This is a genomic window from Glutamicibacter sp. HZAU (assembly GCF_004100365.1).
Lineage (GTDB): Bacteria > Actinomycetota > Actinomycetes > Actinomycetales > Micrococcaceae > Glutamicibacter > Glutamicibacter nicotianae.
The window spans coordinates 1-21,146 of sequence record NZ_SCKZ01000006.1 but is presented as its reverse complement, the minus strand read 5'-3'; the positions used below and the strand labels follow the sequence as shown (position 1 = coordinate 21,146).

The following is a 21,146-nucleotide window of genomic DNA, read 5'->3' as shown; positions in this document are numbered from 1 at the left end:
GGTACACCCTAGTGTCTCACTCCGACAGCTCGCCGTGGTGCCGGCTACAAGCTGCGTTTGATTTCCACTACATTCCCGTTTACGTCGCGCTGCTCGATGACCATCCCGCCAAGCAGGCGCTCCACGGCTGGAACGCCGATCAGTGCCGAATCCTCGACCTCGATGTCATCGTCGCTGGGGACGAACTCCTCCGGATCCTGCACCGGGGCAGGATCGGGAGCCGATGCCGGGCCGCCCCAGCCGCGTGCCGACTGGGCAGGCGCTGGCGCGCTTGGTGCGTTCTTCGCCTGGTTCATCAGCTGCTGGTACCGGCTCATGCGGCCCGTGCTTGCCGGTGCCGATGCAGCGGGGGCCGGTTCCGGCTCAGGCTGCGGAGCACCCCAGCGCGGTGCCGCCTCCGGAGCAGGTGCCGGGGCTGCTGGCGAAGGCGCCGGTGCAACCGGCTCCGGGCGGGGCTGCTCCTGCTCGCGTGGGCGAACCTGTGGCTGTGCAGGGGCGGGCGCAGGCTCCGGAACCGATCGCTCTGGAGCTTGCGGAGCCGGCTGCTCTGGTGCAGCAACCGCCAGATTCTCGAAGGAATCGGTGGTGCTGTCCGGGTGCAACGGAGTCGAAGACACCGGGCGCGCAATATTCGGAACTCCGCCTTCGGCCTGGCGCGCTGCCAGGCCGGCAGTCATCCGGGGCTTGGGGGCTACCGGAGGCCCGTCGAAACTGCGTGGCGCACTGGTTGCCGGGGCGGGCGCCACCGGCTCTGGCTGGGCAGCCGGGGCCGGGGACTGCTGCTGCGGCTGAACCTGCGGTGCCGCCGGGGCGGGGCCAGCCGGCGAATAGTACGGGTCATCCGGGAACGGCGGCTCGTCGAAATACGGCTCTTCCGCGGGTGGCGGAACGTCATCGTAGGAGCTGGCGTACCCGTCATGCGCGCGTGGTGCAGGTGCGGCTGGTACCGAGCTCTGCACCGCCGAGGCAGGACGCTGCTGCGGTGCCGGAGCGGCAGCTTGGGCCCGCGCTGCGGCGCGCGCAGCGGCCCCAGCAGAACTTACAGCCTTGGTGAACTTAGTTGGTGCTGGGGTTGGCGCCGGGATTGGCCGGCGCTCACCTTTTGGGGAACCACCACCGTTGGGGTTGGAACCGCCTTCGGTCAGGACCACTTCGATTGGCGAACCCGAGACCTGGGAGAGGACTCCGGTCAATGTATTCATCAAGTCCGGCCGGTTGCGCAGATTCACGATGGGGCCAGTATTGCTGAACGCCAGGGTAAGGGTGCGGCCATCGAAGCCTGCCACAGAGCCATAGGTGGCGACCATGGAATGCAGGACGCGCGAGCTGCCCTGCAGCTGCTGCAGGATCGTTGGCCACGCCTGCTGGAACATCGCCACTGGCGAGCCGGCGCCTGGTGCTGCAGGCTGCTGTGGAGCATGCTGTTGCTGTTGCTGTTGCTGTGCTTGGGCACGCTGGGCTCGCTCTTGTGCGGCGCGCTGTTGTGCTTCGCGTTCTGCTTGCTCGCGCTGGGCTCGCTCTTGTGCGGCGCGCTGTTGTGCTTCGCGTTCTGCTTGCTCGCGCTGGGCTCGCTCTTGTGCGGCGCGCTGTTGTGCTTCGCGTTCTGCTTGCTCGCGCTGAGCTTGTTCTTGCGCGGCGCGCTGTTGTGCTTCACGTTCATCCTGCTCGTGCTGGGCATGTTCCTGCGCCGGCTGGGCAGCGTTGCGCTGGGCATCCATGCCAGGCTGGCTGGCCTCCGGCGCCTGTTGCGACTGCTGCGGCTGGGCAGGCTGCGGTGCTTGTGCTGCGCGGTTGGCTGCCGCGCGACGTGCGAATTCGGCCATGGCAGGATTCTGCTTCACGTCATCGATGGAGACACCGGTGCCGAACGACAGATCTTCACCGCTGGACGGATCAGGAACCAAGCTGAATGGTGCCACGCCTTCCGGACGGGCTGCCGGAATGCTCGGACCAGGCTGCACCTCGGTGGTCACCGAGTAGTTTTCGCCCTTTGGCCCCCAAGTGGCGCCCCAGTCAGCGGCTTCGCCGGTGTTCAGGGAAGCTGCCGCGCCAGGATCCAGCGGGGCATTTGGGTCATCATCAGCCGGCTGCGGCTGCGGCTGCGGCTGCGTCTGTGGCTGTGGCGGCATGGACTGCTGCGGCTGCTCGGTGCGCTGTGCCTGCGCTGGTTCTGCGTGCTGCGCAGGCTGCTGTGCCGGTGCGGGAGCCTGCGCATCCTGCTGCGGCTGAGCCTGAGCCGACTGGACCTGTGGTTCCTGCTCTTCAGCCGGTTCCGGGGCAGCTCCTCGACGGGACTTGGCAGCGGCCAAGGCCTCGCGCACTGCGGCAGCACCCTGACGCGCGGCGCCAGGATTCGGTGCAGCATTCGTTGAGGGTGCAGCACCCGCGGCGTCGTCTTCATTAAGCGCAGGCAGCGCTCCACCGGTCATCGCATGGCGCTCCAGGCGATCCAGACGGGCGGCGAAGGAGCTGTCGGAGTTCTGCGAACCCGGCAGCATCAAGCGCGCCGCCAGCAATTCCAAGTGCAGCCGAGGCGAGGTAGCGCCGGTCATCTCGCTCAGGGCCTTGTTGGTGACGTCTGCCCATCGCGACAGTTCGCCTGCGCCGACCAGTCCCGCCTGCAAGCGCAGGGCTTCGAGCTGGTCTTCTGGCACGCCGCGCAAGATCTTCTCAAGGCCTTCGGGCATCGCCTTGGCGATGATCAGATCGCGGAAGCGCTCCAGCACATCTTCAACGAAGCGCCGAGGATCCAGACCGGTCTGGATGATGCGGTCGATCGCGCCGAACAGCCCGGCGCCATCGGATTCGTGCAGCGACAAGGTGACCTCGTCGAGCAGCGTCGAGTGGGTGTAGCCCAGCAGCGCAACCGCGGTCTCGTAATCAAGGCTGCCATCGCGGGCGCCAGCGATCAGCTGGTCCAGCACCGAGAGGGTATCGCGGACCGAACCGCCGCCAGCACGGATCACCAGCGGCAGCACGCCTTCGGCTACTGCGACGCTTTCCCGTTCGCAGAGCACTTGCAGGTACGCCAGCAGCGCCTCGGGCGGAACCAGGCGGAATGGGTAGTGGTGGGTACGCGAGCGGATGGTGCCAATGACCTTTTCCGGCTCGGTTGTCGCGAAGATGAACTTGATGTGCGCCGGTGGCTCTTCAACGATCTTCAGCAGGGCGTTGAAGCCTGCCGCGGTGACCATATGGGCCTCATCGATGATGAAGATCTTGTAGCGGTCGCGGGTAGGCGCGAACGTTGCGCGCTCGCGCAGGTCGCGGGCGTCATCGACGCCACCGTGGCTGGCCGCGTCGATCTCGATGACATCCAGCGAACCTGGTCCGCCATTGGCCAGGTCCACGCAGCTTGGGCAGGTGCCGCAAGGAACCGGAGTAGGACCTTGTTCGCAGTTCAGGCAGCGGGCCAGGATGCGGGCAGAGGTCGTCTTGCCGCAGCCGCGCGGGCCGGAGAACAAGTACGCATGGTTGACGCGATTCTTCTCCAGAGCCGTCATCAAGGGCGCAGTAACGTGCTCCTGCCCGATGACGTCGCCAAACGTATCGGGACGATATCTGCGATAAAGCGCTGTACTCACACCGGTTCCCTATCAGTTTCCTGATGCCCTGGGCATCAGCTGTTGGACAATATTCTCTGGTTCGACGATCCACGGCTCGCGTGGCAGATTCGCCGGATCGAAAGCTTCCAAGGCTGCCTGCAAACTTGTGCTGGGCAAGCCCAATGACTCTAGCAAAACCGCCACAACGTTGGCTGGATGCACACCTTGTTCGGTGATCTCTTCGAGTGTTACCGCGCCATCGCGCTTGGCCAGGCGCTGGCCTTTGGCATTCAGTGCAAGCGGGACGTGTACATAGGAGGGGATTGGGTGGCCCAGAAGCGTTGCCAGATAGGCCTGACGTGGCGCGGAAGAGAGCAAATCATCTCCGCGTACGACCTGGTCGATGCTTGAGAAAGCATCATCGACGACCACCGCAAGATTGTAGGCTGGTGCGCCGTCGTTGCGCACCAGGACAAAATCATCAACCGCGCCGGTGTAATCGCCGAATAGTTCATCGTGAACAGAAAATTCGTTCACTTCTGAGCGGAGACGCAAGGCGGCCGGACGGTTCTGCGCTTTGGCCGAGCGTTCGCTGGCGCTCAGATTGCGGCAGGTTCCCGGGTAGGCACCGGGCGCAGCATGCGGAGCGCTTCCGGCTTCGGCGATATCCTTGCGCGAGCAGTAGCATTCGTAGACCAGACCGCGCGCTTTGAGCTGCTCAACGGCTTCAAGATATATCGGAAGGCGGTCGGACTGGCGGAGCATGTCACCGTCGAAGTCAATGCCCAAGGACGCTAGCTCGGCAATCTGGGTGGCTTCGGCGCCGGAACGAACACGGTCCAGGTCCTCAATGCGCAACAGGAATTCGCGTTGCGTGGAGCGGGCGAAAAGCCAGGCGAGAATTGCCGTGCGCAAATTGCCAAGATGGAGCGGCCCCGAAGGGCTAGGGGCGAAACGGCCAGCGCCCACGTGGACTCCATTCGGCTTGCGTAAGAAAGTAAAAGACCCCTCATGCACCTGCCAGAGCCCATCTACCCTTGCTACCTTCCGGTCCTGGGGGAGTTCAACAGGATGACACCACACGAGGGGTCACCCAAAATACTACCTGAGGTTGGCGCTTGGATAAAATCGGCAGGCGTGCGCTTGATCTCAACTGGCCAATCCTGAGCAGGATTGCTGTTAGTTCTCAGGCGGTGCTTTCTTCAGGCGGTTCTAGCCAGCCAAGCACGCGGCGAACACGGTCATTGAGTTCGATGGTTGGCAGCATGGGCGTTTGCTCTTTCTCGAAATCGAAGTTCTGCACGCTGGTGACGCTGCCGGGAAGCTCAACGCAGATCATGCCGTTGGGGGAGCGCCAGTTCACCGAACCGTCCGGAAGGTATGTCGCCTGCCACCCCAGCACATGCTTGAACATCTGATGCCGCTTGCACAATAGATGAGTGTTGCTCCGGGTGGTATGCCCGCCCTGGGCCCAGGCATCGATATGGTCTATCTCAGATGATTCGGCTGGCCGATTGCATCCTGGGAATCTGCAAACCACATCCCGGCTCCGCAGCAGATCACGCAGCGCCTTCGACGGACGGTACTTTTCACGGCCAACGTCTATGGCCGCCCCGGACCATGGATCGGTGAGCACCTTGATGAAGGACGGGGCATCCTTGGCAATCAGCAGTGCCGTCCCCACGGGGATGGGTCCGTAGCCTTCGAGATCCGCCAGTGCGCGTTTGGGATCCGCCAGCATTTCCAGGGCAGGAATCGTGACAGCCACACGAGCTTTCAGCGGGGTGCCTTCGGTTGCCGGCCAGCCATCGAGCAAGGCATCGCAAATAATATCCAGCCGTCGTTGCTGTTCGGTCCGATGATCCTCTGGATCAGCATTGCGTACTGCATGCCAATTGACCGTATTGATGATGGCCAACGCTTTTTCTGCTGGCAAGTGCAGTTGGATAACGCTCATGCCATTGGCCTCATGCCAATAGATGACCTTGCGGTCCTCTGCACTTTTCTTGTGGCGTTCCTCGATCGGCTTCGGGTGCAGGCGATCACGCATTTTCCGAGCGCGTTGGGCAACTGCGGAGTCGGTGGCCTGCCGAGCTATCGGCAGCAAGGTTTGCTGCATCAGCTGCACATCCTCGGGTGCTAGATCCTGGGAGTGCTTGACGATCTCTTGCGCGGATCTAGTCGTGATCTCGCCGACGCTCAGCGAGTCCAAGATATCTGGGCAAAGATGGCGCAGCCCTTCGGCAAAGAATAACTTGTCCTGGACTTTCCTTTCTGAGGATCGCAGGGCCACCGCTGCCTCGGCGACAAAAGATGAACGGATCAGCGATTCATCGGAACGATTGACACCGTAGAAATATGCGGATTGATCTTCAACGGGCTCTTCAATTTCCCCAGGGTCATCCAGCAGAGATTCTTGGGACCCCTGGCTGACTGTCTCGGCAACCAAATATTCGTAGCTATCGGCCAATACTGCTGCCTCGGCAGCATCGAGCATGCTGTGCAACCGTGCAATCGCCTTCAGCCGTTCCAGCCCCTGGGCGGAACTTGAGACCGGTGTTTGCTCGTAAAGGTGTGTGGCGGTGGCGGCAATCTGGGTAAAGAGATTGTCCTTATCCAGGTTCGCTGCCCAAAGCCCGTCAATTCCGGGGATGCGCCTTGTCCCCGGAGGGCTAATGGGCAGCCGCCGAGGATCATCTTGGCTGTGAAATGCCTCTCTTTTACTCATGCTTACAGTATTGATTTGTTCAAACTGCGGTTTTCAAAGAAAGAACCGAGGTGGTGAAAAGGTGAAAAACCGCCGAATTTCAGGGGTTTGGCACCTTGGAGATGCGCCGGGGATCGTCGGGGGAGTGCTCGATTCGTGATTGAGCGAGAATTTAGATATGCTGGATCCTGCTCCTCGGAGCAAACTGAGGAGGATTCGCCTAGCGGCCTATGGCGCACGCCTGGAACGCGTGTTGGGTTAACGCCCTCAGGGGTTCAAATCCCCTATCCTCCGCCAATGTAATGTCTCGGGACATCGTACGAACGATGTCCCGAGACATTATTTTTTTGCTTGCCGGCATTGCCCGAATCTGAGGGGTAGTATCCGTGGCAACTGTTCAGCAATCTTTCGACAAGGTAAGACTATGGCAAGTGTATTGAGCGAAATCGCTGTCGACTGCGCCACCCCGATGCTGGTGGCCAGGTTCTGGTGCGAAGCACTGGACTTCGAGGTGCTGGAAGAAGAAGCCGGATTGGTCAGCATTGGATCCGAAGCCCAAGGCGAGCGCGGGTTGAAGCTGACGTTCGCTCAAGTGCCTGAAGCCAAGAGCGTCAAGAATCGCCTCCATCTGGATCTGCGTCCTCAAGGCTCCAGCCAGCAAGAAGAAGTCGACCGTCTCCTTGCCTTAGGGGCCAGCTATGCCGAAGTGGGCCAGCAAGAGGACGAGAGCTGGATCGTGATGGCTGATCCTGAGGGAAATGAATTCTGCGTGCTTTCAAGCCTTGAATGAGCAAGCCGCTTTAATGACATGTGGCGCCGGGCCGGCAATTTCTCACCGGCTCGACGCCAACAGGATTCGCGGTTGGGCTCCTGATCCCCGCAGGAGCTCAATGCCTAGGCGCTCTTGCGCCCTCTGGCCAGCTCCGGGTAGTGGATGGCCGCGGTCTGCGGGTGGGCTCGCAGCCAGCCCTTGAGCACGTTTGCGCCATAGGAAGCCAGCATTGGATTCTCTGGATCATCGGAAACGCCACGGGCGTCGGCAGCCAGGTCGGCTGGCAGCTCGACCTTGTCGATCACTGCATCCAGGCGAGGGGAGTAGAAGAACGGCACAGAGTAGCGGTCTACACCAGCTGGAGGAGCAATGACGCGGTGGATGGTGGCCATCAGGTAGCCATTGGTGGCCACTTCAAGCATTTCCCCGAGGTTCACTACCAGTGCACCTGGGGTAGGCGGCACCTCGATCCACTCTTCCTGGCCGTAAGGCTGCACCTGCAGGCCTCCAACCTGGTCCTGCAGCAGCAGGGTGACGAAGCCGTAGTCCGCGTGCAGGCCAACGCCCTGGTTGCCCGACTCAGGGACAACGTCGCCCGAAACGTAGTGCACCAGCTTGCCCATCCATGACGGGGTATCGGCGAATGGCTCATCGAAGTGGTCTTCGGGCAGGCCCAGGCCTACGGCGATGGCCGAAAGCAGCTCGTGGCCGGTCTTGTTCATCAGTTCGGCCCACGCCATGGCGCGCTCTTCGAGCTGGGGGAAGTCTGCTGGGAACTGGTTAGGGCCCTGCAGGTTCAAGTACGGCTTGTCCTCGGGAACGACGCTCAGGGTCTCGCGTTCCGGTCCGTAGTCAATCTGCTCGCGGGCGTCGGCGCGGCCGCGGGTGATTTCCGTGCCCATGCGGGTGTAGCCGCGGAACTGGGCGCTGTTGCGGTTATCGAGCTTGACCTTCTGCTCGACCGGCTTGCGGAAGAATTCTGCGATGGTGTCAAGCAGCTCCTGGTCCTGGCCGGCGTACGCGCCGTAGCCGACGATCTGGAAGAACCCGACGCGGTGTGCGGCATCGCGAAGCGCGGTTACGAATTCCTCGTTGAAGGAGCCGTCAGCATTGCGCGCGGTAGAAATATCGAGCAGTGGGATCTCGGTGACGACGTTATTCATAAACCTAGAGTGCACCTTATGACGCGATTGTTACTAGCTAAAGTTACGCCCGGTTCCCCCACATTTCCCGCAGCGTAACAATCCTTGCTTTTTCCCATTGCGTGCCCGACTATTCGCATTCACTTGTATTATGCCCCCGGCATTCGGGGGCCGAGCCCGGGTGCTGGCGGCCAGCCCGCACCGTCTTCGGAACCGGTATCTCCGGCAACCGCGAACCCCTCACTGATCTGGAAATATGGGGCTCGCAAGAGTTTGTCCGTATGCTTGAATAGTGATTTTTCGAGCGGTCGGTGAGGGCCGGCCATACCCAGACCACGGCTATTCGTCGACGCGTGATTGGAGCGGCCTTCCCCCTCAGCAGGTGAAGTTGGCCGATCTGGTCACCACCAAAGCGACCCTGGATCTTGAAACATTGCTCTCCGAGGATTCCACCTTCTACGGCGACTTGTTCCCGCACGTGGTGCGCTATCGGGGCGTGTTGTATCTGGAAGACGGGATGCACCGTGCGCTGCGTTCGGCGCTTCATCATCGCTCCGTAATACACGCGCGCGTATTGGATCTGGACGCCAGTTAGATAAGCTAGCGCCACGAGGATGACGATGAGGTATCCTTCAGGGCAGCGGCTGCCGAAGGCTGACCAGAGCAAGGTGGAATGATGCGTGATCGCGATGATCCGGGGCAATGGCACGGTGCGCATATTGTCGACGAGCAGGAATTGAGTTTCAGCTCGGATGGACAAGCGAAGAAGCGTGCCCGCAGACGCCAGAATATTGTTTTCTCCGTGATGGCCCTGCTGGTGATCGCGATACTGGTCGGCGCCGTGCTGGTTTTCAATGGAACGATCAAATTGGGTGCCGAACCCGCCGCAGTTGAGAGCCCGGGGCCAAGCGAAGCAGAAATCGAGAATCCAAACTGCCCGGCCATCGACTTCAAGTACCAGACGCCTGCAGAAGTAGAAATACGCGTGCTGAATACGACCAGCATTCCAGGGCTTGCCGGTGACACCGCCAAGGCACTGGAAAAGCGCGGCTTCAAGATTTCTTCGCTGACTTCCGGGTGGAAATCGCTCTCCGGTACCGCCGGTGCAGTCATTGCCGGACCTGATGGCTATGCCCAGGCATTCACCGTGCAGCGCCAGATCCCCGGCATCGTCTTCATCTACGACGAGACGAAGTGGGGAAGCCGGGTGGACCTGGCGCTGGGGGAGAAGTTCGAAGGCCTCGTAAAAGAACGCAAGCTCGATACTTCGGATGGCAAGCTCGTCTGCGCTAAATAGCCCGCTACCGGGTCTGCACGTTTCCGGAGTGGACCTGGGTCAGGGCGTTGGCAAAGACCTCGGCTGGCTGCGCGCCGGAAATGCCGTACTTCCCATCGATGATGAAGAAGGGGACTCCGCTGATTCCCAGCTCACGGGCCTGGGCGATATCTGCGTTGACTTCTTCGGCATAGGCGCCGGAAGCCAGATCTGCGCGGAGTTCGCCAGTATCCAAGCCTAGCGATCCGGCCAGCTGTAGCAGGGTTTCTTCATCCCCGGTATCCAGGCCTTTTTCGAAGTGCGCAGAAAGCAGCGCTTCCTTCATTTCGCTTCCAGCGCCATGCTGCTTGGCATATTCCAGAACTCGAAGCGCGGTGAAGGAATTAGCGACCTTCAGATTGGCGAAGTCGTAGTCCAGGCCTTCGCCAGCTGCCTGGGCGGTGACATGATCAAGCATCTGGGACACCTGTTCCTGGCCCAAGCCCTTCATCTTGGAGAGGTATTCGGCTTCGCTGCCGTCATAGTTCTCTGGCAGGCTTGGATCCAGCTGGTACGAATGCCAGTAGACGTCCACGTTCTGGGAGTATTCGAACGCTTCGACGCCCCGCTCGAAGCGGCGCTTGCCGATGAAGCACCATGGGCAGGCAATGTCGGAGAAGATATCGACGCGGATGCGCTTTTCTTCCAGGGAAGGGGCAGCAGTATTTTCACTCATGCTTGAGGTAACAACTTTTGCTCCCCGGGAATTCCGCATCCGTGGTTGCCGACTCCGGCTAGAGATAATGGGAGGGCTCCTGCAGAATGGGGACAACGGCGATGGCGAGAGAAAGCGAGACAGGTGGCAAAGAATCTTCGATGGCGGGGGATCCTTTTCGCCGGGACGATTACGGCGATGGCAGGGTTCGTCGATGGTGTCGGATTCGTGCACTTCGGCGGCTACTTCCTGTCATTCATGTCAGGCAACTCCACCCGTTCCTCCGCAGCTCTGATGACAGGAGATTTTGCCGGATGGGCCCTGGCCATGTCACTGGTCGGCTGCTTCGTTGGCGGCGTCATCCTCGCAACCCTGCTGACACTCCGGCTGGAGAAGCTGCGCCGGCCAGTGGCCATGTACTTCAGTGCGGTACTGCTGCTCGCTGCGGCCATTTCAGGGCAGGCCCTGCCGCAGCTGGCGGCGCTGCTGCTGGCCGCCGCCATGGGTGCGGTGAATGTTTCCTACACCCGTTCGGGCGAGGTTGCCTTGGGCCTGACATATATGACCGGAACATTGGTCAAGCTCGGCCAGGCGTTGGGCGGAGCAATCATCGGGTTGGCCACCGGATCGGATCGTGGCGGCTACCGTCTGCTCTGGATGCGTTACGCATTGCTGTGGCTGATGATCACCGTGGGTTCCCTGGGTGGCGTCCTGGCCTATCTCCGGCTGGGCCTAGGCAGCTTGTGGATCGTTGCCGGCGGCATGCTTGCTTGGGCCAGCCTGGCGCTAATCCAGGAGCTACGCATTTCCAAAGGCCGGGATGCTTCCCCGGGACCGCGGAACGGATCCCTGACCGAGATCGAGTAAGAAGAAAAAAATATGCTTGGCTTCGCTATATGCGAAGCCAAGCATATTTTATTACTCGGTGGTTAGCCCAGTAGTGAGTCGCTGTCCTGCTTGACCGGCGCGGCTGGGCGAACCAGCAGCTTGAAAAGCACGGCCAGGAGCATGAGCCAGGCGATACCGGTGTACAGGGCTACGCGTGTAGCCGGGCTCAGGGCCAGGAGCACAACGACGAAGACCATGAAGACCAATGCGATCCATGCGGCTGTGGTGCCGCCTGGCACAGCATATTCGCGGGCTACATCCGGTCCGCGGCCCGCAGAGGCTTCCTTGCGCCGCATCGACAGGTACGAGGTCAGGATCATGATCCACACCCAGACGGTGGCGAAGGTTGCGATGGAAGCGATGATGGTGAAGAGCGCTTCGGGCAGCAGGGCGTTGAGCACCACGCCGACCAGCAGCACGATGGCCATGATGACGACCGTCATCCACGGCACGCCGTTGCGGGAAATCCGGCCGAACGACTTCGGGGCGTGGCCGATTTCGGACATGGCGAAGAGCATGCGTCCAGCGCCAAAGGTATCGGCGTTGATCGCCGAGACGGCCGCGGTGATCACCACGGCATTGAGCACGTGGGCGGCGGCCGGGATGCCCAGTCCGTCGAAAATCTGCACGAATGGCGATGCCGAGCCGTCGATCTGGCGCCAGTCGAAAAGCATCATGACAACTGCCAGCGAAGCTACGTAGAAGAGCAGGATGCGCCACGGCACGGTGTTGATGGCCGCCGGAACCGACTTGGCCGGATCATCAGCCTCGCCGGCGGTGATGCCGATGGTTTCAATGCCGCCGAAGGCGAACATCACCACGGAGAAGGACAGCAGCAGGCCCACGAAGCCATTGGGGAACAGGGTGCCGGCGCTCATCAGGGTAGCGATGCCGGTAGCGGTTTCGGTCTGCGGGGAATTGAAGCCGAAGATGATCAGCGCCGCGCCGCCAACGATCATCGCGATAATCGCGGTCACCTTGACGATGGCCAGCCAGAATTCGGTTTCGCCGAAGACCTTCACCTTCATCAGGTTGATCGCGGCGATCAGCAAGACAATGGCCAGAACCCAGATCCACTGCGCGACCTGCGGGAACCAGAATCCCATGTAGATGCCGAACGCGGTGACGTCAGCAATCGCGACAATGGCCATCTCGAAGGCGAAGGTCCACCCGGTGACGAAGCCTGCGAAGCGGCCAAGGTAGCGCGAAGCGTAGTGAGCGAAGGATCCGGACACCGGATGCTTGACAGCCATCTCGCCCATGGCGCGCATGACGATGAAAACGGTAGCGCCGCCAACCATGTACGCGAAGAGAACGGCAGGGCCAGCAGCCTGGATGGCAGAAGAGGAGCCGTAGAAAAGGCCCGTTCCGATAGCTGAGCCGAGGGCCATGAAGCGGATGTGGCGGGCAGTCAGCCCGCGGGCGAGAGACGCCTTTATTTCGTTCACGATAGTAATGCTCGGATCTTTTAAGGGGTGCGTTCGATGGGGGCGGGCCCGCGCAAATGGCAGGGCGCAGCCGTGAAAATCTTATGTGTTCCAAGGAATTTTGACGCACTTAAGTGTTGCAGATCTATCGTGAGCTTTGCCACCAGCCAGTTCACGGGCCACTGGACCGGGTGGAAGAATGGGGCTCATGAAACTTGGATTCGTCCGCCACGGACAGACGCAATGGAATCTCGAGGGCCGCTTGCAGGGTTCCAGCGACATCCCCTTGAACGACACCGGTCGCGCCCAGGCCCGCGAGGCCGTCTCCGTGCTGGAACCCGGGCAGTGGGATGCCATCGTCTCCTCGCCGCTGTCCCGTGCGCGCGAGACCGCGCAGATCATCGCCGACGGGCTGGGCCTTGAATTGGGCCCGAGCTATGACCTGCTGATCGAGCGCGACTACGCGCAGGGCGAGGGCATGGTGGAAACCGAGGCCCTGGCCCTGTGGCCGGATAAGCACGGCGGCGGAATCGAGCCGCTGGATTCGGTGGTCGAGCGCGGATTGCGCGCCATCGAGCAGATTGCCGCAGACTACCCGGGCAAGAACGTCGCGGTGATCTGCCACGGCACCATCATCCGCTACACGCTCTCGCACTTCGCCGGCTACAAGCTGGACACCATCCGCAATGGCTCGGTAGCGGTCATCGGCAACGAGGCCGGGGACTGGCAGCTGGAACTGGTCAATGACCAGGTGCCCAACCAGGTTGCCGGCTAGGCCTTGCTAGCTGCCGGGAGGAAGGATCCGGCGGATCGTGGCGGCCAGCTGCGAATCCCGTTGGCGGTTCTTGACCACCGCCAGCCATGAACCCAGCGCCATGTAGGCCTTGGAACGGATCTTCGGCGACGAGAGGAACACGTCGTGCAGCGCTCCGGGCAGGCGCACCAGATGCAGTTCCCGGCCCAGGTCGATGCTGCGCTGGGCGACGACCTGCACATTCAGGGCCACATCGGCGCGGGTAGCGGTGTCATGCCAGCGGGGCAGCAGGTAGTCCTCCGCCGAGAGCATCACCAGCGTGGGCATTTGCAGGTCCAACCCCTTCTTCACCTTGGCTTGCGCAGTGAAGACCGCAGAAATGAAACCCGCGGTGAGCTTGAAGCCGTTGGCCGGACGCCAGCCCAAATCGTAGTCCCACTCCCCGGAGAACTGGCTGGAGACCGTGCGGGTGTAGAACCCGGGGTCCACGGTGGGCAGCAGGCGGTGCGGGTTGCGGTTGCTGGCAGCCTGGACGATCCGGGCCAACGCGGTGCGCCCGATCTCGCTGGCCTGGAATTCCAGCCACGGGCTGTTCAACGCCAGCGCATCGACCTTCTGCGGGTTGGCCGCTGCATACAGCGACGCGCTGAGCCCGCCGGTGGAATGGGCGAGCAAGACAAAGCGGGTTCCCGGATGCGCGCTGGATATGATCCTGTGGGCCGCGTCGAACTCCTCGAAGTACTCTTCCAGGTCGGTGGTGAAGCCGGGGCCGCTCTGCTCGGCGATGCCGCTGGCCCCGTCCACCGGCAGATTCCGTCCGTAGTGGCGCAGGTCCAGGGCGTAGAAATCCGCGCCGGCTTCGGAGAGGAATCGGGCCAGCTCGGACTGGAAGAAGTAGTCGGACCAGCCATGCACATAAAGCACCGCGATTCCGCGCAGTGGCGGAGGCCAGCGCAGCGATCTGCGCGGACGGTGCCTGACCAGCGTGGCGGTGGAACCGTCGGACAGCGGCAGCGGCCGTTGCGAGAAATCCTCGCCAAGCAGGTCCGGCTGCCACAGGTCCTCGGCCGGATTCTTGAACTGGAAGGCCATGGGTAAAGCGTATCCACTTTTGCGCACGAAAAACGGCATTCACCCGTTGGAGTGGCTACCAACTGATGAATGCCGTTTGACGCGGCCGGTGTTCAGGGACGACTGTTTCTTGCCGGCCAGGTCTGGCGGTTGCCTAGCCTGCCATTTCCAAGGTGCGCGCTGGTGCGTCCAGGTAGCGCAGGTAGGCGTTCTTGGTCAGGAAGGTCGGGAAGTCGTCGCGCAGTGCGCAAGCCTCGAAGATCTCCATGGCTTCCTCGAAACGGTCGCCTTCGAAGCGCTCCAGGGAATCCATGGTTTCCTCCGTCAGTTCCTGCACCCAGCGGCGGGTGATGATCTCGCCCTCGTCGGTGATTGCCGACTGGTGGATCCATTGCCACAGCTGCGAACGGGAGATTTCGGCGGTGGCGGCATCTTCCATCAGGTTGCGCAGGGCCACCGCGCCATTGCCGCGCAGCCAGGACTCGATGTAGCGGATGCCGATCTCGATGTTGTCGCGGATGCCGCGTTCGGTGATCTTGCCGGTCACGCTTTCCACGTTCAGCAGGGCAGCACCCGACACCTCCACATCTTCGCGGGTGCGCTGCAACTGGTTGGGGTTCTCGCCCAGCACCTCGTCGTACACCTCGCGGGCCACCGGCACCAGGTCCGGATGGGCCACCCAGGAGCCGTCGAAGCCGTCAGCGGCTTCGCGGGCCTTGTCCTCGCGGACCTTTCCGAAGGCCATCTCGTTGATCGAGGCATCCTTGCGGTTCGGAACGAAAGCGCTCATCCCGCCAATGGCCGAAGCGCCGCGGCGGTGGCATGCACGCACCAGCTGCTCGGTGTAGGCCCGCATGAACGGTGCGGTCATGGTGACGGTGTCGCGATCCGGGAAGACGAAGCGCGGTCCGCGGGAACGGAAGTTCTTGATGATCGAGAAGATGTAGTCCCAGCGTCCTGCATTCAGCCCCGAGGAGTGCTCGCGCAGCTCGTAGAGGATTTCCTCCATCTCGAAGGCTGCGGTGATGGTCTCGATCAGCACGGTGGCACGGATGGTGCCGCGATCGATATCCATCAGGTCCTGGGCCAGGTTGAACACGTCGTTCCACAACCGCGCCTCCAGGTGGTTCTCCAGCTTCGGCAGGTAGTAGTACGGACCGCGTCCGGCGGCCAGCAGGCGCTTGGCGTTGTGGAAGAAGTGCAGTCCGAAGTCCACCAGCGCACCGGACATCGGGGTGCCGGCAACCAGCAGGTGCTTCTCCGGCAGGTGCCAGCCGCGAGGGCGGACCACGATGGTCGGCAGCTGCTTCAAGTCGTAGGTGTTCAGCTTGTACTCGCGGCCATCAGGTGCGGTGAAGTCCAGTTCCTGATCCAGCACGCGGATCAGGTTGACCTGGTTCTTGATCACGTTTTGCCAGGTCGGCGAGGATGCGTCCTCCATGTCGGCCAGCCAGACCTTGGCGCCGGAGTTCAGCGCGTTGATGGCCATCTTGCGTTCGATCGGGCCGGTGATTTCCACCCGGCGGTCTTCCAGCCCCGGTGCAATCGGGGCCACCTGCCATGATTCATCATCGCGGATTGCGCGGGTCTCGTCCAGGAATTTCGGATCGCGGCCGTTGGCAATGCGGGCCCGGTTGACCTGGCGGCGCTGCATCAGTTCGGCACGGCGCGGTTCGAATGCGGTGTGCAGGGCCGAAAGGAAGTCCAGGGCTTCGCTGGTCAGGATCTGCTCCTGGTAGCGAACGGGGGTAGCGGTAATGGTGATGTTGTTCAGGGTGATGGGGGAGTTCATGGCAGCGTCCTTAAAAACTTGTAAATGGTGTTGGTGCTAGCCGGCGCCTTTGCCGGCTAGCACCATCGACCCATCAGGGTCTAATGGAATTGGCCTTCTTCGGTGGATCCCACTAGGGCCAGGGTGGAGGCGTTGGGATTCAGCGCCGTGGAGATTGCATCGAAGTAGCCGGTGCCGACTTCGCGCTGGTGCTTGGTGGCGGTGTAGCCGGCGGCCTCGGAGGCGAATTCGCGTTCCTGCAGCTCGACATAGGCGCTCATGCCGTCCTTCGCGTAGCCCTGGGCCAGGTCGAACATCGAGTGGTTCAAGGCGTGGAAGCCGGCCAGGGTGATGAACTGGAAGCTGAAGCCCATGGCACCGAGTTCGCGCTGGAACTTGGCGATGGTTGCGTCGTCCAGGTGCTTCTTCCAGTTGAACGATGGCGAGCAGTTGTAGGAAAGCATCTGGTCCGGGAAGTCCTTCTTGACCGCTTCGGCGAACTTGCGGGCCAGCTCCAGGTCAGGGGTGCCGGTTTCCATCCAGATCAGATCCGAATACGGTGCGTAGGCCTTGGCGCGGGCGATGCATGGCTCGATGCCGTTGCGGACCTTGTAGAAGCCTTCGGGGGTGCGCTCGCCGGTGATGAATTCCTGGTCGCGCTCGTCGACATCCGAGGTGATCAGCGTTGCCGCTTCGGCGTCGGTGCGGGCGATGACCACCGAAGGGGTGCCAGCCACATCGGCAGCCAGGCGGGCCGCGTTCAGGGTGCGGATGTGCTGCTGGGTCGGGATCAGCACCTTGCCGCCGAGGTGGCCGCACTTCTTTTCGGATGCCAGCTGGTCTTCCCAGTGGACGCCCGAGGCGCCGGCGGTGATCATGGATTTCATCAGCTCGTAGGCGTTCAGCGGGCCGCCGAAGCCGGCTTCCGCGTCGGCGACGATCGGGACCATCCAGTCCTCGACGGTCTGGATGCCTTCGGAGAATTCGATCTGGTCGGCACGCTGCAAGGCGTTGTTGATGCGGCGGACAACCTGCGGCACCGAGTTCGCCGGGTACAGCGACTGGTCCGGGTAGGTCTGGCCCGAGAGGTTGGCATCTGCTGCCACCTGCCAGCCCGAAAGATAGATGGCTCGCAGGCCGGCTTTGACCTGCTGCACTGCCTGGTTGCCGGTCAGTGCGCCCAATGCGTTGGTGTAGCCGCCGGTAGGGGTTTCCTCGGTGAGCTGCTTCCACAGCTTCTCGGATCCGCGCTTGGCCAGGGTGTGCTCTTCCTGGACCCGGCCCTGGAGCTTTACAACGTCTGCGGCGCTGTAATCGCGGGTGACGCCGGCCCAGCGGGGGTTGTTTTCCCAGTCGGTTTCGATGGCTGCGATGCGGTTGTCGATCGAGGTTTCGTTGGTGTTCTCGGTAGTCATTGCCTTGGCTCCTTCGCACAAGCTGCGGGTTCATGTTGATCGGAAGGTGATCTTGTGAACTTCTTCGTGGCAACTACTTTTCCGCAGGGGCAAGGGGTTCACCAGAGGTTTTTTGAATTAAGATTTGCGGTTCTTCGCGAAAATGAAAATTTTTGGGTTCTTGCGGTGCTTGTGAGCCAGAACATGGAAAATTAGTGAAAGTGACCGATTTGGCTGCGAAGAAGAATGAAATTTAACTCAAACCTCGGGCAGCTGAAGGGTGAAGGGCCTCTCAAAACGGACCTTCGCAGAAGCCCACGAATCGCCGGTGAGCTGGCATTTCCGGTAATCCGCCGGTGCTGGCTCGCCCATTAGGTCGCCGTGGAACGAGCCAGGAAACGTGAAATGTCCGAGTTTCGGACGGGTCGCGGTCGCTGCCCGGTGAACGACCGGGATTGCTGTTATGCCCAGGCATTGCTGGCCGGAACTGCGAATGGCGGGGCGCGAAGATCTACGGATCTTGCGAAAACGGATGCGATCGCCGGATTAGGCTAAGGCTGGTCGAAAGAGGCTACGGCCATGAAACCGCGGCCAGAGATGCGTGGTTCAGCGGCATCGGAGCCTACGACGGTGTCGCGCAGATTCAGCTGCCGTTCGTTGTCGCCGAGCAAGAGCTTGGCAGAACCTTGAACCATGATGCCCAGCTGCCCGTCAAAGAGGTACTGCTCGCGCTTCTTGGACAGTTCCACAATGCGAACGGTGGCCCGCACCTGCGCCGGTTCGGCAGCCACGTGGACGATGAGCAATTCCTCGGTGGGCTGGCTCCCCTCGACGGGATTGCCGGTGTCGAACTTCAGGGGGCGCAGCGGTTCCAGTCCGTGCTGGTGCCCATCAACTTCCAGTTGCGCGAAGTCGCCGGCGATCAAGGTGAATACTTGAGCCGAAAGCGCCGGCGTGAAGCTTGCGGCTTTCTCTATGGAACGAACCGACAGCTGCCAGGTGGCTTCGTGCAGGCTGCTGGGCTGCAAAGTTCCGTCCTGCGCCAAGGTGCCGCTGGCAATGAGCCGGACCTGGCCCAGCTCCCACTGCTTCTTGGTGCTCTGCGCCAATTCGAGGATGGAACCTGGTGCTAGAGATGCCTGTGCTTCGCTCATAGGATGAGTCTACTTGCCGGCGATCATGCGAAGCTGTTCAACCAATTGAGGTGTGGGTATCGAGGCATCAAGGATGATCCAGCCATGATGTTGCGCCAGGCGGAGGTATTCAGCTCGGCTCGCTTCAAGGTACTCCAAGCTTTCTTCATCTGTGCCGCGGGTATTGATTCGCTTGAAGGCAAGGTGGGGATCCACATCGAGCAGGACAATTCTCGCCTCCTCGGTACTTTTCCGGGCAAGCCAGGGCAGGAGCAATCCGTCAGGATGTCCACTCAGGCGCCGCAGCACCAGCTGGCAATAAAGGTGGCGGTCCATCACGCTGAGCCCGGGGGAATGCGCGGCAATGAACGTGTTGCGTGCAAGGTTGAAGCAGCGGATGGACGTTTCGAGGAAATCCTGGGTGAACGTCGGGAAGGCGATTCCCGCCGCGCGGGAGAATTTGGTCAGCCAGCTTCGGGCGGCGACGTTTGCGAGCTTGCGTGCTTGAATGCGTTCGTTGCGCAACTGATGCACCAGGGCATCGATGCTGGTGCTCTTGCCTGCGCCATCCGTTCCGACGATGACCAATGTTTGGGGTGGGTCGTGGGCAGGGCTCGTGACGGGTAGCGGGCTGGTGGAAATTGCGTGCATGCTGCTCCTCGGAAAGCGTCTTTGAAGTTTCAACGTGTGTGCGGCAACGATGATTCCGCAGAACGGCTGTGTGTTTGATGAGAGAAGCTCGTCCCGGCATGAAAGAAGAACTGGAAAGTTTTGATGGCGAACTCAGGATGGGTCAAAGAATTACCGTCAAAAGCAGGAAGATCTGGAAAATTTCCTGGTTCTTGGCCTAATCTTGATATGTGACTGCAACCACATGGAATCGCTCAGTGAACTCAGCGGGCAACGACGCTGGCAGCGAAGATACGGAACTCGACTCCATCGCCCTAGGCCGGAGAATCCGTTTTCTGCGCAAAAGCAAGCAACTGACCTTGGATGATGTTTCGGCCCTGGTCGATACCGCGCCGAGCCAACTGTCGTTGATTGAAAACGGAAAGCGCGAACCGAAGCTCTCTTTGCTCAAATCCTTGGCAGGCGCTTTGGGAGTCGGCGTCGATGATCTTCTGGGGACCGAACCGCCATCGCGACGCGCTGCCTTGGAGATCGAATTGGAACGTGCCCAGCGCGGCCCCTTGTACGCTTCCTTGGGATTGCCGACTGTGCGCGTTGGCGCACGCCTGCCGATGGATGTTCTCGAGTCGTTGGTGGGTTTGCAGAATGAATTGGAACGCCGTTTGAATGAGCAGGCCGCTACCCCTGAGGAAGCGCGGCGGGCCAATACAGCGTTGCGCCATGAGATGCGCCAGCGCAATAACTACTACAAGGACATTGAGCAGGAAGCCGCCAAGGTCCTCGCGGCAGTCGGGCACGATGCAGGCCCGCTCTCGCATCATCGAGCAGCGGATATTGCCGAGCATCTGGGATTCAGCCTGCGCTTCGTGGGCAATCTTCCGCATTCCACGCGTTCGGTGACTGATCAGAAGAACAAGCGCATCTACCTGACCCAGACCAACCGCTCGGAACATGATCCCCGCTCTGTGCTGTTGCAGGCGCTAGGGCATCATGTATTGGGGCATAAGCCGCCAACCGATTATTTCGATTTCCTCTCGCAGCGCGTGGCGACCAATTATTTTGCAGCGGCATTGATGATGCCGGAGAAGTCCACGGTGGAGTACCTGAGGCGCGCCAAAGACAATCGTGAATTGGCCGTCGAGGATCTGCGCGATGCCTTCGCCGTGTCCTATGAGTCCGCGGCCCACCGCTTCACCAACCTTGCCACCGAGCATCTGGGAATGACCTGCCACTTCCAGAAAGTCCACGAATCAGGCATTCTGCACAAGGCCTATGAAAATGATCGGGTGAATTTCCCGGCCGACCACACCGGTGCCATTGAAGGGCAGACCATCTGCCGCTATTGGACAAGCCGAGTGGTGTTCGAGCAGATGGACAAGTTCCGCTCCTTCGAGCAGTACACCGATACCGTCAATGGAACCTTCTGGTGCACCGCACGCACCGAGCGCCACTCTTCGGGGCTGTATTCATTATCCATTGGCGTGCCTTTTGAACACGTGAAGTGGTTCCGGGGACGGGATACCAAGGAACGCTGCCAGTCCACCTGCCCGGACGAGAATTGCTGCCGCCGACCACCTGCCGACCTGTCCAGCCAATGGTTCGGCAATGCGTGGCCTGCAACGCGTGCCAATACGCACCTGCTGGCGGCCATGCCGACCGGTGCCTTTCCCGGCGTGGATGAAACCGAGGTCTATCGATTCCTGGAAAAGCAGGTCGACTAGGTCTGCTGGGCTAACCCAGATGTTTCATCACGCCTTACACGGCCACCGAAATCCATTACCGAGTGATTCCCGGTGGCCGTTTCCGGTTGCGCGCACGACCAAGAGCACCTGAACCACCAGCGCTGGGTGCCAGGCTCCACCAACCTGGACTGAAATGACCTTTCGAAACCAAAGAAATAACAGGACAACCGCCAGTTCAGGCAGCGAGCTCGCCGTGCCGC

Annotated in this window: 18 protein-coding genes, 1 tRNA gene and 1 other RNA gene; 8 read left to right on the top strand and 12 right to left on the bottom strand. The window is 61.3% G+C overall.

Annotation, left to right across the window (positions count from 1 at the left end; genetic code table 11):
• Window positions 1-44: 44 nt before the first annotated feature.
• The 4 genes from EKH49_RS09815 to EKH49_RS09800 form a co-directional block, all read right to left on the bottom strand.
• Window positions 45-3,584 (bottom strand): DNA polymerase III subunit gamma and tau, encoded by a 3,540-nt coding sequence (locus EKH49_RS09815; protein WP_128470703.1) that lies wholly within the window; start codon window positions 3,582-3,584, stop codon window positions 45-47.
• A gap of 12 nt (window positions 3,585-3,596) precedes the next feature.
• Entirely contained in the window at window positions 3,597-4,514 is a 918-nt protein-coding gene (gluQRS, locus tag EKH49_RS09810; protein WP_128470702.1) for a tRNA glutamyl-Q(34) synthetase GluQRS, read from the bottom strand.
• A 28-nt stretch (window positions 4,515-4,542) separates the two neighbouring features.
• An RNA gene (gene ffs / locus EKH49_RS09805) (signal recognition particle sRNA small type) lies at window positions 4,543-4,639 on the bottom strand.
• Window positions 4,640-4,731: 92 nt separating this feature from the next.
• Window positions 4,732-6,273, bottom strand: coding sequence for an HNH endonuclease signature motif containing protein (locus EKH49_RS09800; RefSeq protein WP_128470701.1), 1,542 nt, complete (start codon window positions 6,271-6,273; stop codon window positions 4,732-4,734).
• A 188-nt stretch (window positions 6,274-6,461) separates the two neighbouring features.
• On the opposite strand from EKH49_RS09800, the gene EKH49_RS09795 reads away from it, so the two are divergent.
• Window positions 6,462-6,549: transfer RNA gene (locus EKH49_RS09795), tRNA-Ser, on the top strand.
• Between the two features lie 127 nt (window positions 6,550-6,676).
• Entirely contained in the window at window positions 6,677-7,042 is a 366-nt protein-coding gene (locus EKH49_RS09790) for a VOC family protein (protein WP_128470700.1), read from the top strand.
• 104 nt (window positions 7,043-7,146) lie between these two features.
• On the opposite strand, the gene EKH49_RS09785 is transcribed toward EKH49_RS09790, so the two are convergent.
• A complete protein-coding gene (locus EKH49_RS09785) occupies window positions 7,147-8,187 on the bottom strand; it encodes an isopenicillin N synthase family dioxygenase (RefSeq protein ID WP_128470699.1) in 1,041 nt (346 codons plus the stop codon).
• Between the two features lie 271 nt (window positions 8,188-8,458).
• On the opposite strand from EKH49_RS09785, the gene EKH49_RS09780 reads away from it, so the two are divergent.
• Both EKH49_RS09780 and EKH49_RS09775 read left to right on the top strand, forming a co-directional pair.
• Window positions 8,459-8,761 carry a type II toxin-antitoxin system VapB family antitoxin gene (locus EKH49_RS09780; RefSeq protein ID WP_038993786.1) on the top strand — a complete coding sequence of 101 codons (303 nt, stop codon included), beginning with the start codon at window positions 8,459-8,461 and terminating at the stop codon, window positions 8,759-8,761.
• Between the two features lie 78 nt (window positions 8,762-8,839).
• A complete protein-coding gene (locus tag EKH49_RS09775) occupies window positions 8,840-9,463 on the top strand; it encodes a LytR C-terminal domain-containing protein (protein ID WP_128470698.1) in 624 nt (207 codons plus the stop codon).
• A 4-nt stretch (window positions 9,464-9,467) separates the two neighbouring features.
• Here the strand turns inward: EKH49_RS09775 and EKH49_RS09770 are convergent, their stop codons facing one another.
• Window positions 9,468-10,157, bottom strand: a complete 690-nt coding sequence (locus EKH49_RS09770) for a DsbA family oxidoreductase (protein ID WP_073707369.1) — start codon at window positions 10,155-10,157, stop codon at window positions 9,468-9,470.
• 123 nt (window positions 10,158-10,280) lie between these two features.
• Between EKH49_RS09770 and EKH49_RS09765 the strand changes: the two genes are divergently transcribed.
• Entirely contained in the window at window positions 10,281-11,003 is a 723-nt protein-coding gene (locus EKH49_RS09765) for a YoaK family protein (RefSeq protein ID WP_236641113.1), read from the top strand.
• 62 nt (window positions 11,004-11,065) lie between these two features.
• Here EKH49_RS09765 and EKH49_RS09760 read toward each other — a convergent pair whose 3' ends face one another.
• Entirely contained in the window at window positions 11,066-12,472 is a 1,407-nt protein-coding gene (locus tag EKH49_RS09760) for an amino acid permease (RefSeq protein ID WP_128470697.1), read from the bottom strand.
• A gap of 187 nt (window positions 12,473-12,659) precedes the next feature.
• Between EKH49_RS09760 and EKH49_RS09755 the strand changes: the two genes are divergently transcribed.
• Complete coding sequence (locus EKH49_RS09755; protein ID WP_128470696.1) at window positions 12,660-13,226, top strand: histidine phosphatase family protein; 567 nt, start codon at window positions 12,660-12,662, stop codon at window positions 13,224-13,226.
• Window positions 13,227-13,232: 6 nt separating this feature from the next.
• On the opposite strand, the gene EKH49_RS09750 is transcribed toward EKH49_RS09755, so the two are convergent.
• The 3 genes from EKH49_RS09750 to aceA all read right to left on the bottom strand — a co-directional run bounded on the left by EKH49_RS09750 (window position 13,233) and on the right by aceA (window position 17,462).
• Complete coding sequence (locus tag EKH49_RS09750; RefSeq protein WP_128470695.1) at window positions 13,233-14,297, bottom strand: alpha/beta hydrolase; 1,065 nt, start codon at window positions 14,295-14,297, stop codon at window positions 13,233-13,235.
• A gap of 133 nt (window positions 14,298-14,430) precedes the next feature.
• Window positions 14,431-16,068, bottom strand: a complete 1,638-nt coding sequence (gene aceB, locus EKH49_RS09745) for a malate synthase A (protein ID WP_128470694.1) — start codon at window positions 16,066-16,068, stop codon at window positions 14,431-14,433.
• Window positions 16,069-16,148: 80 nt separating this feature from the next.
• Complete coding sequence (gene aceA, locus EKH49_RS09740) at window positions 16,149-17,462, bottom strand: isocitrate lyase (RefSeq protein WP_038993781.1); 1,314 nt, start codon at window positions 17,460-17,462, stop codon at window positions 16,149-16,151.
• Window positions 17,463-17,516: 54 nt separating this feature from the next.
• Here aceA and EKH49_RS16895 point away from each other — a divergent pair, with 54 nt between their 5' ends.
• The gene (locus EKH49_RS16895) at window positions 17,517-17,657 is read left to right on the top strand and encodes a hypothetical protein (protein ID WP_236641112.1); all 141 of its coding nucleotides are present in this window, start codon (window positions 17,517-17,519) and stop codon (window positions 17,655-17,657) included.
• A 335-nt stretch (window positions 17,658-17,992) separates the two neighbouring features.
• On the opposite strand, the gene EKH49_RS09735 is transcribed toward EKH49_RS16895, so the two are convergent.
• Both EKH49_RS09735 and EKH49_RS09730 read right to left on the bottom strand, forming a co-directional pair.
• Window positions 17,993-18,595 (bottom strand): HutD family protein, encoded by a 603-nt coding sequence (locus EKH49_RS09735; RefSeq protein ID WP_128470693.1) that lies wholly within the window; start codon window positions 18,593-18,595, stop codon window positions 17,993-17,995.
• A 9-nt stretch (window positions 18,596-18,604) separates the two neighbouring features.
• The gene (locus EKH49_RS09730; RefSeq protein WP_128470692.1) at window positions 18,605-19,225 is read right to left on the bottom strand and encodes an AAA family ATPase; all 621 of its coding nucleotides are present in this window, start codon (window positions 19,223-19,225) and stop codon (window positions 18,605-18,607) included.
• 236 nt (window positions 19,226-19,461) lie between these two features.
• On the opposite strand from EKH49_RS09730, the gene EKH49_RS09725 reads away from it, so the two are divergent.
• Window positions 19,462-20,925 (top strand): helix-turn-helix transcriptional regulator, encoded by a 1,464-nt coding sequence (locus EKH49_RS09725; RefSeq protein ID WP_174787673.1) that lies wholly within the window; start codon window positions 19,462-19,464, stop codon window positions 20,923-20,925.
• Window positions 20,926-21,146 lie beyond the last annotated feature (221 nt).